The 14,983-nt window shown below is 66.8% G+C and carries 14 protein-coding genes; 11 read left to right on the forward strand and 3 right to left on the reverse strand.

The annotated features are described in order from the left end of the window. Position 1: 1 nt before the first annotated feature. From ABRP17_RS09525 to ABRP17_RS09545, 5 genes are all read left to right on the forward strand, one after another. The gene (locus ABRP17_RS09525) at positions 2 to 556 is read left to right on the forward strand and encodes a DUF2878 domain-containing protein (protein WP_349985802.1); all 555 of its coding nucleotides are present in this window, start codon (positions 2 to 4) and stop codon (positions 554 to 556) included. Then, the gene (locus tag ABRP17_RS09530) at positions 553 to 1,347 is read left to right on the forward strand and encodes a DUF1295 domain-containing protein (RefSeq protein ID WP_188325751.1); all 795 of its coding nucleotides are present in this window, start codon (positions 553 to 555) and stop codon (positions 1,345 to 1,347) included. Before ABRP17_RS09525 ends, ABRP17_RS09530 begins: the two co-directional genes overlap by 4 nt. Continuing rightward, the gene (locus ABRP17_RS09535) at positions 1,344 to 2,417 is read left to right on the forward strand and encodes a class I SAM-dependent methyltransferase (protein ID WP_349985803.1); all 1,074 of its coding nucleotides are present in this window, start codon (positions 1,344 to 1,346) and stop codon (positions 2,415 to 2,417) included. Before ABRP17_RS09530 ends, ABRP17_RS09535 begins: the two co-directional genes overlap by 4 nt. Before the next feature lie 44 nt (positions 2,418 to 2,461). Continuing rightward, the gene (locus ABRP17_RS09540; protein ID WP_372487000.1) at positions 2,462 to 2,962 is read left to right on the forward strand and encodes a lipocalin family protein; all 501 of its coding nucleotides are present in this window, start codon (positions 2,462 to 2,464) and stop codon (positions 2,960 to 2,962) included. Between the two features lie 227 nt (positions 2,963 to 3,189). Next, positions 3,190 to 5,082, forward strand: a complete 1,893-nt coding sequence (locus tag ABRP17_RS09545; protein ID WP_349985804.1) for an RpoH suppressor — start codon at positions 3,190 to 3,192, stop codon at positions 5,080 to 5,082. A gap of 168 nt (positions 5,083 to 5,250) precedes the next feature. On the opposite strand, the gene ABRP17_RS09550 is transcribed toward ABRP17_RS09545, so the two are convergent. Further along, entirely contained in the window at positions 5,251 to 6,618 is a 1,368-nt protein-coding gene (locus ABRP17_RS09550) for a short-chain fatty acyl-CoA regulator family protein (protein WP_349985806.1), read from the reverse strand. A gap of 113 nt (positions 6,619 to 6,731) precedes the next feature. Between ABRP17_RS09550 and ABRP17_RS09555 the strand changes: the two genes are divergently transcribed. Genes ABRP17_RS09555 through mmsB form a run of 5 tightly spaced genes read left to right on the forward strand, consistent with a single transcriptional unit; the run spans position 6,732 to position 12,279 of the window. Then, positions 6,732 to 8,237, forward strand: coding sequence for a CoA-acylating methylmalonate-semialdehyde dehydrogenase (locus tag ABRP17_RS09555; protein ID WP_188325756.1), 1,506 nt, complete (start codon positions 6,732 to 6,734; stop codon positions 8,235 to 8,237). A gap of 16 nt (positions 8,238 to 8,253) precedes the next feature. Continuing rightward, complete coding sequence (locus ABRP17_RS09560) at positions 8,254 to 9,420, forward strand: acyl-CoA dehydrogenase family protein (protein WP_349985808.1); 1,167 nt, start codon at positions 8,254 to 8,256, stop codon at positions 9,418 to 9,420. After that, on the forward strand, positions 9,417 to 10,214 hold the full coding sequence (locus tag ABRP17_RS09565) for an enoyl-CoA hydratase (RefSeq protein ID WP_192096335.1): 798 nt from the start codon (positions 9,417 to 9,419) through the stop codon (positions 10,212 to 10,214). The genes ABRP17_RS09560 and ABRP17_RS09565 overlap by 4 nt, the downstream gene beginning before the upstream one ends. After that, entirely contained in the window at positions 10,211 to 11,392 is a 1,182-nt protein-coding gene (locus tag ABRP17_RS09570; protein WP_349985809.1) for an enoyl-CoA hydratase/isomerase family protein, read from the forward strand. Before ABRP17_RS09565 ends, ABRP17_RS09570 begins: the two co-directional genes overlap by 4 nt. Further along, the gene (gene mmsB / locus ABRP17_RS09575) at positions 11,389 to 12,279 is read left to right on the forward strand and encodes a 3-hydroxyisobutyrate dehydrogenase (RefSeq protein WP_349985810.1); all 891 of its coding nucleotides are present in this window, start codon (positions 11,389 to 11,391) and stop codon (positions 12,277 to 12,279) included. Before ABRP17_RS09570 ends, mmsB begins: the two co-directional genes overlap by 4 nt. Positions 12,280 to 12,341: 62 nt before the next feature. Here mmsB and ABRP17_RS09580 read toward each other — a convergent pair whose 3' ends face one another. After that, a complete protein-coding gene (locus ABRP17_RS09580; RefSeq protein ID WP_349985812.1) occupies positions 12,342 to 12,767 on the reverse strand; it encodes an organic hydroperoxide resistance protein in 426 nt (141 codons plus the stop codon). Between the two features lie 109 nt (positions 12,768 to 12,876). Between ABRP17_RS09580 and ABRP17_RS09585 the strand changes: the two genes are divergently transcribed. Beyond that, on the forward strand, positions 12,877 to 13,701 hold the full coding sequence (locus ABRP17_RS09585; RefSeq protein WP_349985814.1) for an AraC family transcriptional regulator: 825 nt from the start codon (positions 12,877 to 12,879) through the stop codon (positions 13,699 to 13,701). 97 nt (positions 13,702 to 13,798) lie between these two features. Here ABRP17_RS09585 and ABRP17_RS09590 read toward each other — a convergent pair whose 3' ends face one another. Further along, positions 13,799 to 14,779 carry a cation diffusion facilitator family transporter gene (locus tag ABRP17_RS09590; RefSeq protein ID WP_188325764.1) on the reverse strand — a complete coding sequence of 327 codons (981 nt, stop codon included), beginning with the start codon at positions 14,777 to 14,779 and terminating at the stop codon, positions 13,799 to 13,801. Positions 14,780 to 14,983: the final 204 nt, after the last annotated feature.

Below are 14,983 nucleotides of genomic sequence, written 5' to 3' on the forward strand. Positions count from 1 at the left end.
CATGCATTTCTGGGGCAACGTGGTCGGCAACCAGCTGGTCTGGTTCTGCGCGGTGGCCGGGGCCGGCCGCGGCCAGTACTGGCCGGCCGTGCTGGCCGCCACGGCCTACATCGTCAGCCAGTTGCTGCTGTCGGAACATCCGAGCATCGAGCTGAAGCTGATGGCGGTGGCGATCGTCTGCGGGCTGCTGGTCGACGGTGTGGCCGGTGCCAGCGGGCTGGTGGTGTACGCCGCCGGAACCCCGGCCGTGTGGCTCGCCCCTGTGTGGATTCTCGCGTTGTGGGCATCGTTCGCGATGACCTTGACGGTCTCTTTCGCTGCCCTGCAGCGACAGTGGAGGCTGGCCGCCTTGGTCGGCCTGCTGCTGGCCCCGCTGGCGTATCTGTCTGCTGCGCGGGGATTTTCTTCAGTGGCCTTCGCCGCGCCGCCATGGCGGGGCATCGCCGTGCTCGGCATGGGCTGGTCGCTGGCACTGCCTGCCTTGGCCGCCTGTGCGCGGCGATGGCAGCGGCCGTATCAACGCAGCGCCCGGCTGCAATCAGGAGAGGGTCGATGAAGCTGTTGTGGTGGGTATGGTTGTATGCGGCCGTGGTGATGAGCTGGGGTTGGTGGTGGCAACGTCGCAACGAGAATATCGGTGTCGTGGATGTGCTGTGGGCAAAGAGTGTGGCGGCCGCCGCGCTGCTGCTGGCGCTGCTGGGGGAAGGCGCGTTGCTGCCGCGGATGGCGCTGGGCGTGCTGGGCGGGCTGTGGGGAGCCCGCTTGGCGCTCCACCTGTGGCAGCGCGTGCGCAGCGAGGATGAAGACGGCCGCTACCGCTACCTGCGCGAGCACTGGAACGGGCACCAGGGCAAAATTTTCGGCTTCTTCCAGGCGCAGGCGCTGCTGGTGGTGCTGTTCGCGCTGCCCTTCATCGCCGTGGCGCTCAACCCGCGCACTGACGGCGTGGGTTGGGTGATCGCGGCGGCGGTGGTGTGGTTGGCGAGCGTCGGCGGCGAAGGCTTGGCCGACCGCCAGCTGGCCCGCTTCCGCGCCAAGCCGGAGAACAAGGGCCGTACCTGCCGCGATGGCCTGTGGCGCTACTCACGGCATCCCAACTATTTCTTCGAGTGGCTGCACTGGTTCACCTACGTGCTGCTTGCGGTGGGTTCGCCGCTCTGGTGGTTGTCGTGGTCCGGTCCGCTGGTCATGTACGTCTTCCTGCGCTGGTTGAGCGGTGTGCCCTTCACTGAAAAACAGGCGCTGCGCAGCCGCGGTGATGACTACCGCGAGTACCAGCGCACCACCTCGATGATCTTCCCGTGGTTTCCCCGTAAATCTGCTGCATCCAAGGAGTTCCGCCCATGAGCACCGATATCCAGAGTCTGCCTACGGCCGACTACGCGCCGGGGCTGACCGGCCTGGCAGAACGTGGCCTGCTGCCTGATGCGCTGCTGCGCCTGGGCATCCGCCAGCAGTGCGCACAGCGCCTGCGCGAAGAGCAGGAAGGCGGTACCGATGCGCAGTCCGCGCGCTTCTCCGAGCGTATCGCCGAGCTGGCCGGCAGCCCACTGGCACTGCATGTGGACGCCGCCAACCGCCAGCACTACGAGGTACCCGCCGCGTTCTTCGAGGCCTGCCTGGGCAAGCGCCTGAAATACAGCAGCTGCTATTACCGCACCGGTCATGAAACGCTCGACCAGGCCGAGGAAGCCATGCTGGAACTGTATGCCGAGCGTGCGGGTCTGGCAGACGGTCAGGACATCCTGGAGCTGGGCTGCGGCTGGGGGTCGTTGACGTTGTGGATGGCCGAACGTTATCCGAACGCGCGCATCACCGCCGTGTCCAACTCCAACGGCCAGCGGATGCATATCGAAGCGCAGTGCAAGGCGCGCCGGTTGGGCAATGTCACGGTGCTGACGCGCGATGTGAACCACCTGGAGCTGCCGGAGCATGCATTTGATCGCGCGATCTCCATCGAGATGTTCGAGCACATGCGCAACTACGACCGCCTGCTGGGCCGCATCGCCGGTTGGCTGCGCAGCGACGGCGCGCTGTTCGTGCATATCTTCGTGCACCGCACGCTGATGTATCCCTTCGAGACCCAGGGGGATGACAACTGGATGGGGCGGCATTTCTTCACCGGTGGCCTGATGCCCGCCGCCGATACCCTGCTGCATTTCCAGCACGACCTGCTGCTGCAGCAGCGTTGGCTGCTGGACGGCACGCACTACGAGCGCACCGCCAACCATTGGCTTGCCAACCAGGACAGCCAGCGCGATGCGCTGATGCCCGTGCTGCGGCAGACCTACGGCGATGCCGCTGCCGCGCTGTGGTTCCAGCGCTGGCGGATGTTCTGGATGGCGTGTGCCGAGCTGTTCGGCTATGAAAACGGCCAGCAGTGGCAGGTCGCCCATTATCTGTTCCGTCCCCGCTGAAGGAGAACGCCATGCGTCTGTACAGCCTGCTTCCCGTCGTTGCGATGGCACTGTCCGCCAGTGCCTGTTCGTCCAGCCCCGAGCGGCCGCTGCCGCGTGCACCGCAGGTCGATGTGCCACGTTTCATGGGCGACTGGTACGTCATCGCGCAGATTCCCACCTTCATCGAGCGCAAGGCCTTTGATTCGGTGGAAACGTACGCACTGCGTCCGGATGGCCGCATCCAGACGACCTTCACCTACCGCAAGGGCAGTTTCCAGGCCCCGGTGAAGACGATGCACCCGGTCGGCCGGGTGGAGAAAGAAGGCAACGGCGCCGTGTGGGGCATGCAGTTCATCTGGCCGATCCAGGCCGAGTATGTGATCTCGTGGCTGGACGCGGATTACCAGCAGACCATCGTGGCGCGCAGCAAGCGTGACTACGTGTGGTACATGGCGCGCACCCCGCAGGTCAGCGACAGCGACTACCAGCAAGCGATCGAGCGCATCGCCGCGATGGGCTACGACACCAGCAAGATCCGCCGCGTCCCGCAATCAAACCGCTGAACGGCGGTAGAGCCGACTTCAGTCGGCTGTCTTCGAAGCCCAGGTAGAGCCGACTTCAGTCGGCTGCCCCGAAGCCGACTGAAGTCGGCTCTACCACCCCATCCCAACCCACCCACCATACCCAAACCGCCCACACCCCATCACACCCCACAAACTGCGCCACCCATCTCATGCCGTGAGAGGCACACTTGCCATAATCGGAGCCGTATCCAGCGGAGGGTCGGCCCATGGCAGCCAAGTACTGCGATCTGGTCATGAAGGGGGGCATCACCAGCGGGATCGTCTACCCGAACGCGGTGCTGTCGCTGGCCAAAGCGTATCGGTTCAAGAGCATCGGTGGCACCTCCGCAGGCGCCATTGCCGCAGCCGTAGCGGCGGCTGCCGCGCTCGGTGACCGCCGCCGCCACGCCGGCGAGGCGATGGACGCGCAGGCAGGTTTCGAGGGGTTGTCCGCCGTATCCGCGCAGCTGTCCACGCGCGGATTCATCTACCGCCTCTTCCAGCCTGCGCGTGGCGGGCGTGCGGCCTACCGGCTGCTGGTGGTACTGGCCAGCCACGCCGGCTGGCCGCGAAAGATCGTCTGCCTGTTGGCCGCGGTGTTCACCATCGCGCCAGTGGAGGTGCTGGTATCGCTGACCCTGCTGCTCGGCATCGGCGCGTGGGCCGGCGGCGGCCTTGGCGTGCTGGCCACGCTGCTGCCCTCGCTGCTGTGCGCTTATGGAGCCGGCGTAGCGGCGGCGTTGCTGCGCGTAGCGCGTGTGGCGCGCGGCAATCTGCTGGGGCTGTGCAACGGCCGCAGCGAGGACCCGCAGCGACCCGCACTCACAGACTGGCTGCATGCCAGCCTGCAGGCGTTGTCCGGGCGCCCGCTGGACCAGCCGCTGACCTTCGCCGACCTGCATTCGGCGCCACGTTACGCGGGCGAGCCGCAGGATGCGCATGCCGTGACCCTGCAGATGATCAGTACCTGTGTCTCGCACAACGAGCCGCGCACGCTGCCATTCAGCGATGCGACGTTCTGGTTCCTGCGCGAGGAGTTCGATCTCCTGTTTCCGTCCAGCGTGGTGGACTGGCTGGTGCAACACGCCGGGATACCCGAGACCTTCGACGGGCGGGACTACCATCGGCTGCCCGCAGGAGATCAACTGCCGGTGCTGGTCGCCACGCGGATGAGCCTGAGCTTCCCGCTGCTGATCAGCGCGGTGCCCCTGCATGAGCCGGCATGGTCGGCCGCGCGGCCTCCGCTGCAACGCGTCGAGCCCGGTCGGGGTGGCAAGAACGTGGCAGACAGCATGGAAGGGCTGACCCAAGGCGGGCAGGCGGCGTCGACGGCACCTGCTGCAGCGGAGGCGCCGCGTTTCCGGCGCTGCTGGTTCTCCGATGGCGGCATCGGCAGCAACTTCCCGATCCACTTGTTCGACGCGGCGCTGCCGCGCTGGCCCACCTTCGCCATCAACCTGGTGTATCCGGGCGGCGCCGTGTCAACCGTGGACCCTGAGGATCCGCAGGGCGCGCTGGAACGCGCCGTGGTATTGCCCGCCGGCAATCGCGAGGGCTGGCAACGCAGCTACCGCGACATCAGTGCGCCGCTCGCCGCCAACGAAGTGCTGCGGTTCCTTTTCGCGGTGATATCCACCATGCAGAACTGGCGCGACCTGCTGCAGGCGCGGGCACCCGGCTACCGCGACCGCATCGTCAACGTGGCGCTGGAGGGGGACGAGGGCGGCATGAACCTGGACATGCCACAGGACGTGCTGAGCCGAATCGCGGAGAAAGGCACGCTTGCCGGGGAGCGCTTCTGTGCGTTCTCTTTTGAAAACCACTACTGGGTGCGTTGGCGCAACCTTGCCTCGGCCTACCAGCGTTACACGCTGGAAGTTTCACGCACCGATGATGCCAGCCAGCAGGTGGTCGCCTACCGGGCGGTGTATGCCAGCGTGGCGACCGGGCAGCCTCTGCCACCGTCGTATCCACTGGGCTCGCAGGAAAGGCAGCGCGCGTCGCAGGCGCTGTATGCGCGCATGGTGGAGCAGGGCACCACGTGGGAAGACTGCGGCCCGGACCTCACCGAGGGCGCACCACGCCCCCTGCCGCAGATGAAGGTCACGCCGATCTATTGAGCAGACGGTCAGGGTAGAGCCGACGGGTATAGCCGACGGGTAGCGCCGACTTCAGTCGGCTGCCTTTGCATCAGGCGAAATGCAGCCGACTGAAGTCGGCTCTACCCCCGACCTCGCCATTCCCGCCATCCCCCGTCATCCGCCGCCAGCCGCCGCCGCCCCCCTGCCTCAGCGCCCCGGCAGCTGCGCGAACGCGCGCTGCATGCAGTCCTCGCGCGGGCATACCCGGCAGCCGGGTCCGATGGATACCGAGTTCCCCGGACTCTGGATATCCAGCCCCCGGGTGTAGACCAGCCGCTCTGCATGCTGCAGATCGCAGCCCAGCGCCACGGCAAAGGTCTTGCGTGGCTGGCCATGGCCGACCGGGCCGCTGCTCACCTGCCGGGCCAGCCAGAAATGGCGCCGCCCATCCGGCATGCGGGCGGTCTGGGTGAGGATGCGTCCGGGCTGGTTGAACGCCTCGTACACGATCCACAGCGGGCACGAACCGCCTACCTGCGAAAAGTGGAAGTCGGTGGCCGAGTGGCGTTTGGACACGTTGCCGGCACGGTCCACGCGGATGAAGAAAAACGGCAGGCCCGGTGCACTGCGCCGCGCCAGCGTGCTCAGCCGGTGGCAGACCGCTTCGAACCCCACGCCGAACTGGTGCGCCAGCAGTTCGATGTCGTAGCCGCTGTGCTCGGCTGCGCGCAGGAACGGGCCGTAGGGCATCACCAGCGCGCCGGCAAAGTAGTTGGACAAGCCGATGCGGGCCTGGGCGATACGCGCGTCATCGCGGAAGCCGGCACGTTCGATGACCGCATCCACGGCCTCGCCGTGCCCGCGCAGGGCCAGCTCGGCGGCCATCTGGAAGGCCTGCTGGCCCGGTTCCAGGTAATCCGGCAGCCACAGCGTGCGCGCCTGGGCATCCAGCAGGCGCTTCTCGCGGCCAGCCTGCAGCGGTGCCACTTCCACCATCACGCCGTGACGGTCGGCCAGCAACTGGCGTAGCCGCGGCGCCATGTGGCCGACAGTCAGCCCCCACTCGGCGAACAACTGCTCGGCCAGCTCATCCAGCTCCGGAATGTGGTTGTGCATGCGGTTGAAGAAGTCGCGCACCTGGTCGCCCGCGGGCAGGCTCAGTCCAGCGCCGGGCTCGCCCAGCTGGAACTCCAGTGCTGCTGCATGCTCGCGCAGCGCCAAATGGCGGCGGTGCAGGTCCAGCAAGGCCTGGCTGACCTGCGGCAGGTTGCCGGCCATGGCCCGCAGTTCGGTGGCACTGACATCGGCCAGGCCGAGGTCACGCAGCGTCTGCCCCAGCGCATCCTGCAGCGCCGCCGGTCCCCCGGCGTCGAACAGGTCGCCCAGTTCGCCCAGCACGGCGCGCAGACGCTGCTGCACGGCCGGGGTCAGCGGCCGCTTGTTGCGCTCGATCTGGTTGAGATAGCTGGCGGAAACGCCCAGCCCCTGCGCCAGTTGCGCCTGGGTGTAGCCACGCTGCTCCCGCAGCTTGGCCAGGCGCAGACCGAGATGACGCTGGGGCACAAGGTCATTCACAAGATTAACAATAATCAGCAGGCCGGTTGGCCAGATTAAGCGCAGACAGCCCAGAAATCGAGCAGTGGCTTGTGAATAATGCCAAGCATCTTCAGCACTCCGATGGAACCGCCATGACTGTTGCAGCGCCCCGTATCCGTCTGTTGATCGATGGCCAGTTCATCGAGTCGTCCACCGCGCAGTGGCAGGACGTCGTCAATCCGGCCACGCAGGACGTGCTGGCCCAGGTGCCGTTCGCCACCACCAGCGAAGTCGACGATGCCGTCGCTGCCGCCAAGGAAGCCTTCAAGACCTGGCGCAAGACGCCCATCGGCACCCGTGCGCGCATTTTCCTGAAGTACCAGCAGCTGATCCGCGAGAACATGAGCGAGCTGGCGCATACCCTCAGCGCCGAGCAGGGCAAGACCGTGCCGGACGCCGAAGGCGATGTGTTCCGCGGCCTGGAAGTGGTCGAGCACGCCGCAGCGATCGGCAACCTGCAGCTGGGCGAGCTGGCCAACAACGTGGCCAATGGCGTGGACACCTACACCTTGATGCAGCCCTTGGGTGTGTGCGCGGGCATCACGCCGTTCAACTTCCCGGCGATGATTCCGCTATGGATGTTCCCGATGGCCATCGCCACCGGCAACACCTTCGTGCTCAAGCCGTCCGAACAGGATCCGATGGTCACCATGCGCCTGGTCGAACTGGCGCTCGAAGCCGGCATCCCGAAGGGTGTGCTGAACGTCGTCCACGGCGGCGAAGAAGTGGTCAACGCGATCTGTGACCACCCGGACATCAAGGCGATCTCGTTCGTGGGCTCCACCCGCGTCGGCACCCACGTGTACAACCGCGCCTCGCTGGCCGGCAAGCGCGTGCAGTGCATGATGGGCGCGAAGAACCATGCGGTCGTGCTGCCTGATGCCAACAAGGAGCAGACCCTCAACGCGATGGTTGGCGCCGCCTTTGGTGCGGCCGGTCAGCGCTGCATGGCCGCCTCCACGCTGGTGCTGGTGGGTGATGCACGCGCTTGGGTGCCGGACCTGGTGGCGAAGGCGAAGACGCTCAAGGTCAGCGCTGGCTCGGTGACGGGCACCGATGTCGGCCCGGTCATTTCCTGCAGTGCCCGCGAACGCGTGGAAGGCTTGATCGCTTCGGGCGTGGAGCAGGGCGCAACGCTGGACCTGGACGGCCGCAATCCGCAGGTCGACGGCTTCGAGAAGGGCAACTTCGTCGGGCCGACCATCTTCTCCGGCGTCACCACCGACATGCGCATCTACCAGGAAGAAATCTTCGGGCCGGTGCTGGTGATCCTGGAAGCGGAAACGCTGGAAGACGCCATCGCGCTGGTCAACAGCAACCCCAATGGCAACGGCACGGCGGTGTTCACCCAGTCCGGCGCCGCCGCGCGTCGCTTCCAGGAAGACATCGACGTCGGCCAGGTCGGCATCAACGTGCCGATCCCGGTGCCGGTGCCGCTGTTCTCCTTCACCGGATCGCGCGCATCCAAGCTGGGTGACCTCGGTCCATATGGCAAGCAGGTGGTGATGTTCTACACGCAGACCAAGACCATCACGGCACGTTGGTTCGATGACGAGACGCTGAGCCACGGCGTCAACACCACCATCAGCCTGAAGTAACCACGGAGTTGCAGACATGAGTAACTCGATGACGACGGAACTCGACGAAGCGCAGCAAGCCTATCGAGAGGCAGCGCGTGACTTCGCCCAGGCAGAATTGGCGCCACACGCAGCGCGGTGGGATGCGGAGGGCATCTTCCCGCGCGAGGCAATCGCCAAGGCAGGGGAACTCGGTTTCTGTGGCTTGTACATGGATCCCGAGGTCGGTGGCAGCGGCCTGAGCCGTCTGGACGCCGCCGTCGTCATCGAGGAACTCGCCAACGTGGATCCCTCCACGGCGGCCTATGTCAGCATCCACAACATGGCCTCGTGGATGGTCTCCACCTGGGGCCAGGAAAGCCTGCGCGCCGCGTGGGGCGCGGATCTGTCGGCCGGCACCAAGCTGGCCTCCTATTGCCTGACCGAACCGGGAGCGGGCTCGGATGCGGCATCGTTGAAGACCACGGCCGTGCGCGATGGCGACGACTATGTGCTCAATGGCGCGAAGGCCTTCATTTCCGGCGCTGGCGCGACCGAGCTGCTGGTGGTGATGGCACGAACCGGCGGCCCCGGCGCGAAAGGCGTCAGCGCCATCGCGGTGCCGGCCGACCTGCCGGGCATCAGCTACGGCCGCAAGGAAGAGAAGATGGGCTGGAACAGCCAGCCGACCCGTGGCATCACCTTCGACAACGTACGCGTGCCGGTCGGCCACCTGCTGGGCGAAGAGGGCGGCGGCTTCAAGCTGGCCATGAAAGGCCTGGACGGCGGGCGCATCAACATCGCCGCATGTTCGCTGGGCGCCGCGCAGGGTGCGCTGGATGCGGCACGACGCTACATGGGCGAGCGGCGCCAGTTCGGCAAGGCGCTGGCCGAGTTCCAGGCGCTGCAGTTCAAGTTGGCCGACATGGCCATCGAGCTGGTCGCCGCACGGCAGATGGTGCACACCGCGGCCCGCAAGCTCGATGCGGGCGCCAGCGATGCCAATGTGTGGTGTGCGATGGCCAAGCGCTTCGCTACCGATGCGGGCTTTACCGTGTGCAACGAAGCGCTGCAGATCCACGGCGGTTACGGTTATATCCGCGAGTACCCGATCGAGCGCCTGCTGCGTGACTGCCGTGTGCACCAGATCTTGGAAGGCACCAACGAGATCATGCGGGTGATCGTTGCCCGCCACCTGCTCAATACCGAAGAGGAACTGCGATGAACGATTGGCGCACCCATGAACATGCCGGCCTGAAGGTCGAGGCCGATGGCCACGTTGCGGTCATCACCCTGCACAATCCGCCCGCGCATACCTGGACCGTGCACAGCCTGTCGGCCCTGCGCGACCTGGTGGGCGCGTTGAACGCGGACCGTGATGTCTATGCGCTGGTGATCAGTGGCGAGGGCGAGAAGTTCTTCTCCGCCGGCGCCGACCTCAACCAGTTTGCGTCCGGCGACAAAGCCGCTGCGCGGGAAGCCGCGCGCCGCTTCGGTGAGGCATTCGAGGCGCTCTCCGCGTTCCGCGGCGTGTCCATCGCGGCCATCAACGGCTATGCCATGGGCGGCGGCCTGGAATGTGCGTTGGCGTGCGACCTGCGCATCATCGAAGAACACGCCCAGGTGGCGCTGCCGGAGGCCACCGTCGGCCTGTTGCCGTGCGCTGGCGGCACGCAGAACCTGCCGCGCCTGGTCGGCGAAGGCTGGGCCAAGCGGATGATCCTTCTCGGTGAGCGCATCGACGCCGATACCGCCGTGCGGATCGGTCTGGCCGAGCAGAAAGCCGGCAAGGGCGAAGGTAAAGCGCTGGCGCTGGAGTGGGCGAAGAAGGCCGGCAAGCAGAGCCCGACCAGCATCGCCGCCTGCAAGACGCTGGTGCAGTCCACCCGCACCGGTACGCATGCATCGGCGCTGGTCGCAGAGCGCGAAGCGTTCGTGGACCTGTTCGATACTGCCGACCAGGTAGAGGGTGTCAGCGCCTTCCTGGAAAAGCGCAGCGCGCAGTGGAAGAACGCATGAGCCGGGAAACCGACATCGTGGTTGACGAAGCGCCGGTGCTGTTTGAAGAACGCACCGCGGCCAACGGCACGCGCATCGGTATCGCCACGCTCAACGCACCGCGCACGTTGAATGGCTTCTCGCTGCCGATGGCCCACCTGCTGTTGGAAAAGCTGCGTGCGTGGGCCGACGATGACGGCGTGGCCATGGTCGTGCTGCAGGGCGCTGGCGAGAAAGCATTCTGCGCCGGCGGCGACCTGCACAGCCTGTACCAGAGCATGCAGGCCTACCGCGCGGCAGGGCAGGTGGACATCCACCAGAACACGCATGCCGCCGAGTTCTTCGATGTCGAATACCGCGTAGATTTCCTGATCCATACCTACCCCAAGCCGATCCTGTGCTGGGGCCACGGCATCGTCATGGGCGGCGGCATCGGCCTGATGTCCGGCGCCAGCCATCGCGTGGTCAGCGAGCGCTCGAAACTGGCGTTCCCGGAGATCACCGTCGGCCTGTTCCCGGACGTCGGCGGGAGCTGGCTGCTGCAGCGCGTGCCGGGCAAGGGGGGACTGTTCCTGGCGCTGACCGGCGCGCTGCTTGGCCCGGGTGATGCGATCCATGCCGATCTGGCAGATCTGCACATCGCCGAATCGCAGCGCGCCGAAGTCTTCGACGCGTTGCTGCAGGCGGACTGGCGCCGCGACAGCGAGGGCAACCACGGCCGCTTGGACACGCTGCTGCAAGCCTTCGCCAGCGACGCACCCACGGGCCCGCTGCAGGCCCATGCGGACCTGCTGGAGACGCTGTGCGCCGGCGATGAACTGCCGGCGATCATCGAACGCATCCGGGCCCTGCAGACCGACGACGCGTGGCTGCAGAACGCGCAGAAGACGCTTGCTTCCGGTGCACCCGGTTCGGCGCGGCTGGCGTTTGAACTGCAGCGCCGCACCGCCGGCGCGGACCTGGCGACGGTGTACCGGCTGGAGTACGTGACGGCCCTGCATTGCGCCGCGCACGGTGACTTCGCCGAGGGCATCCGCGCGTTGTTGGTCGACAAGGACCGCACCCCGCACTGGAACCCGGCTTCGCTGGCCGACGCCAGCGCGGCGTGGGCCGAAGACTTCTTCATTTCCCCGTGGCCGGCCGACCAGCACCCGCTGGCTGACCTTGCCGCCACCGCTGCTGAAAGGACCGTCGCATGAGTCGCATTGCATTCATCGGGCTGGGCAACATGGGCGGTCCGATGGCCGCCAACCTGGCCAAAGCGGGCCACGTCGTGCGCGTATTCGACCTCGTGCCCGCCGCCGTGCAGGCGGCCGTGGATGCCGGCGCAACGGCTGCCACCTCCGCATTGGATACGTTGACCGATGCCGAGGTGGTGATCTCGATGCTGCCGGCCAGCCGCCACGTCGAAGGCGTCTATCTGGGCGATGACGGCCTGCTGGCCGACATCCCGGGCGGTGCGCTGGTGATCGACTGCAGCACCATCGCACCGGCCACCGCGCGCAAGGTCGCCGAAGCCGCAGCGGCGCGAGGCCTGCAGATGCTGGACGCCCCGGTGTCCGGCGGTACCGCCGGTGCCACGGCCGGCACGCTGACCTTCATCGTCGGGGGCGAAGAGGACGCACTGGAACGTGCACGCCCCTACCTGCAGGCGATGGGCAAGAACATCTTCCATGTGGGGGCCAGCGGCGCCGGCCAGGTCGCCAAGCTGTGCAACAACATGGCGCTGGGCGTGATCATGGCGGTGACCGGTGAATCCATCGCGCTGGGCGTGGCACACGGGCTGGACCCGAAGGTGCTGTCGCAGATGATGGCGGTCAGTACCGGCCGCAGCTGGGCGACCGAAGTGTGCAATCCGTGGCCGGGGGTGCTGGAAAACGCGCCGGCCTCGCGCGGCTACAGCGGTGGCTTCGGCAGCGACCTGATGCTCAAGGACATGGGCCTGGCGGTGGAAGCGGCGATGAGTGTGGGCGCTTCGATCCCGCTCGGCGAGCTGGCGCGCAACCTGTATTCGATGAACCACCAGGCAGGCCGCGGCAAGCTGGATTTCTCCAGCGTGGTGCAGCTGGTCAGCAGCGAAAAGTAACCAGGACGGAGCAAGGCCCTGTCGCCATGCGAAAGGGCCTTGCTCCCAGCGCCTGGGTCAGGTCAGGCCACGATCAGCTTGACGTCGATGTTGCCCTGGGTTGCGTTGGAGTACGGGCAGACGATGTGGGCTTTCTGCACCAGCTCTTCCAGCTGCTCGCGCGGCACGCCCGGGGCGGTGATGGTCAGCTCGGCCTCGATGCCGAAACCGGTTGGGATCTGGCCGATACCGACCTTGCCGGCAACGGTGGTGTCAGCCGGCAGCGCGACCTTGGCCTGGCCGGCGACGAACTTCAGCGCGCCGAGGAAGCAGGCCGAATAGCCGGCAGCGAACAGCTGCTCCGGATTGGTGCCCGGGCCGCCTGCGCCGCCCAGCTCGCGCGGGGTCGACAGCTGGATGTCCAGCACGTTGTCGGAGGACACAGCGCGGCCTTCGCGGCCGCCGGTTGCGGTGGCCTGGGCGGTGTACAGAACCTTTTCGATCGACATGGCGGAGTTCCTTGTTGGGGTGGCCGGTTGGCCGGTGAGGTGTACTTTGCGCGCCTTGGCTGGACGTGTGGCAACATGGAGTCCGGAAAACTTGATGGATCGTCCAGCCATGCTCGATCGACTTGAATCCCTGCTCGACCGCTTCCCGGTCAGTGCGCGGCTGCTGCAGGGTGGCGAGATCAGCGGCCACTGGGTGCCGGCGCAGGCCGCCAGCCAACCCCTGCTGCACCTGCTCAGCCAGGGCGGCGTGGAGGTGATGGACAGCGATGGCACCCGCCTGCGCATCGATCAGCCCAGCGTGCTGTTGTACGCCCGGCCGCGCGAACATCATTTCAGCATTGATGACGGGCTGCAGGTGCCGCTGGTGACGGCGGGGCTGCGTTTCGAAGCCGGCGAAGGCAGCCCGGTGGCCGACGCGTTGCCGAGCCCGATCTGCCTGCCACTGGCCGACCTGCTGGGTAGCAACGCGGTGCTGGGTGTGCTCTTCGAAGAAGCCTTCACCGAGCGCTGTGGCCGGCAGGCGATGCTCGACCGCCTGTTCGAACTGGTGATCATCCAGGTGCTGCGCACGCTGATGGAAAACGGCCAGATCCAGGTCGGGCTGCTGGCCGGAATGGGCCACCCGCGGCTGCGCCATGCACTGGTGGCCATGCACGAACGACCGGCCGAAGAGTGGTCGCTGCAGACGCTGGCCGAGCGTGCCGGGATGTCACGCAGCGCCTTCGCCGACGGGTTTCGCGATGTCGTAGGCAGTACGCCCGGGCAGTACCTGCAGGCGTGGCGGACGCGACTGGTGCAGCAGGCCCTGCGCCGTGGCCAACCGCTGAAGCGCATTGCCGGCGACGTCGGGTATGGCAGCGAGGCCGCGCTGTCGCGCGCGTTCAAGGCCCAGACCGGGCAGTCGCCGAGGGAATGGAAACAGGCCGCGCGGTGACGCTGGGTATGGCAATTGCCGTGGTAGCGCTGAGCCACGCTCGGCGAGCGCCCCGCGCGGTGAAGCATTCCACCGAGCACGGCGCGGCCCTACCCGGTCATACCGCCCATTCCAGGTCGGTGGTGAACATGATGGTCAGCCAGCGATCCGGCGACTCCTCACCCAGCAGGTCGCCGATCTCATCGCGCAGGCGATCCCATTCGGCCAACGCACGCGGCGGATCGTCCGCACGGACTACGAAGAACAGTTCGATCTGCTCACCGCGACCGACCTGCGCCACGTAGCTGCGGTAATCGATGAATCCATGTCGAGTGACCACATCGCGGGCCACCGCATCCACGTGCGCCCGCAGCTCCTGGGGCGCCACCAGCAGGATGCCGGCCAAGGCTTGGCGCACGGTGCCCAGCGGCGCCACCATGACGAACAGGCAGACCACTGCCAGGATGCCCGGATCGATGTACGGCCCGATCCAGTCCAGCGACGTGCCACGCACCAGTGCACCGCCGATGAAGGCCAGCAGATAACACGCGGACATGCTTGCCGCGATGATCCAGTTCTTCGCATCCAAGGCGATGAAGTCCGAGCCGATCTGCCGGTTGGCACGCAGCACGAACGCCGCCAGCGCCCCTTCGGCCAGCAGCGAGATCACCCCGAAGGTGATGGCCGGGCCGAGCGCGATCAGACGCCCGCCCGAGGTCAGCGCATCCACCGCATTGACGAACGCGTACAGCGCCGCACCAATCATCAGCGTGCCACTGACGCCCAGCACGATGGGTTCCAGATGCCAGAATCCCATCGAAAAACGCTGGTTCAGGCGCGACTGCAGGGTATCGGTATTGGTGGACTGGGCAATCAGCCGGGCGACCAGCAGCGACAGCCACGTCATCACCACGTCGATCATTCCGTAGATGCCATCGAAGATGATCAGCGAGGAATTGGCGTACAGCCCGAAGCCTACCGCCATGGAGGCCATGACCAGGGTGCCGGCGATCGAAAGGCGCAGCACCCCCTGCTCGGTGCGGGTATCGAAGAAACGTGGGGGAATGATGGCCATACCGTGATTGTAGGCCGGGACCATGACCAGCCCGTAGCGCCGAGCCACGCTCGGCGAGCGCGCAGCGCGGACGCTTCGTTCTTCCGCCGAGCAGGGCTCGGCGCTACCACGGCAGCAGCATGCAGCGTCAGCAGCCCTAGGCCGGTCCCCCGGTAGCGCCGAGCCACGCTCGGCGAGCGCGCAGCGCGGCAGCTTCGTTCTTCCGCCGAGCACGGCTCGGTGCTACCA

The organism is Stenotrophomonas sp. WHRI 8082, assembly GCF_040223995.2.
Lineage (GTDB): Bacteria > Pseudomonadota > Gammaproteobacteria > Xanthomonadales > Xanthomonadaceae > Stenotrophomonas.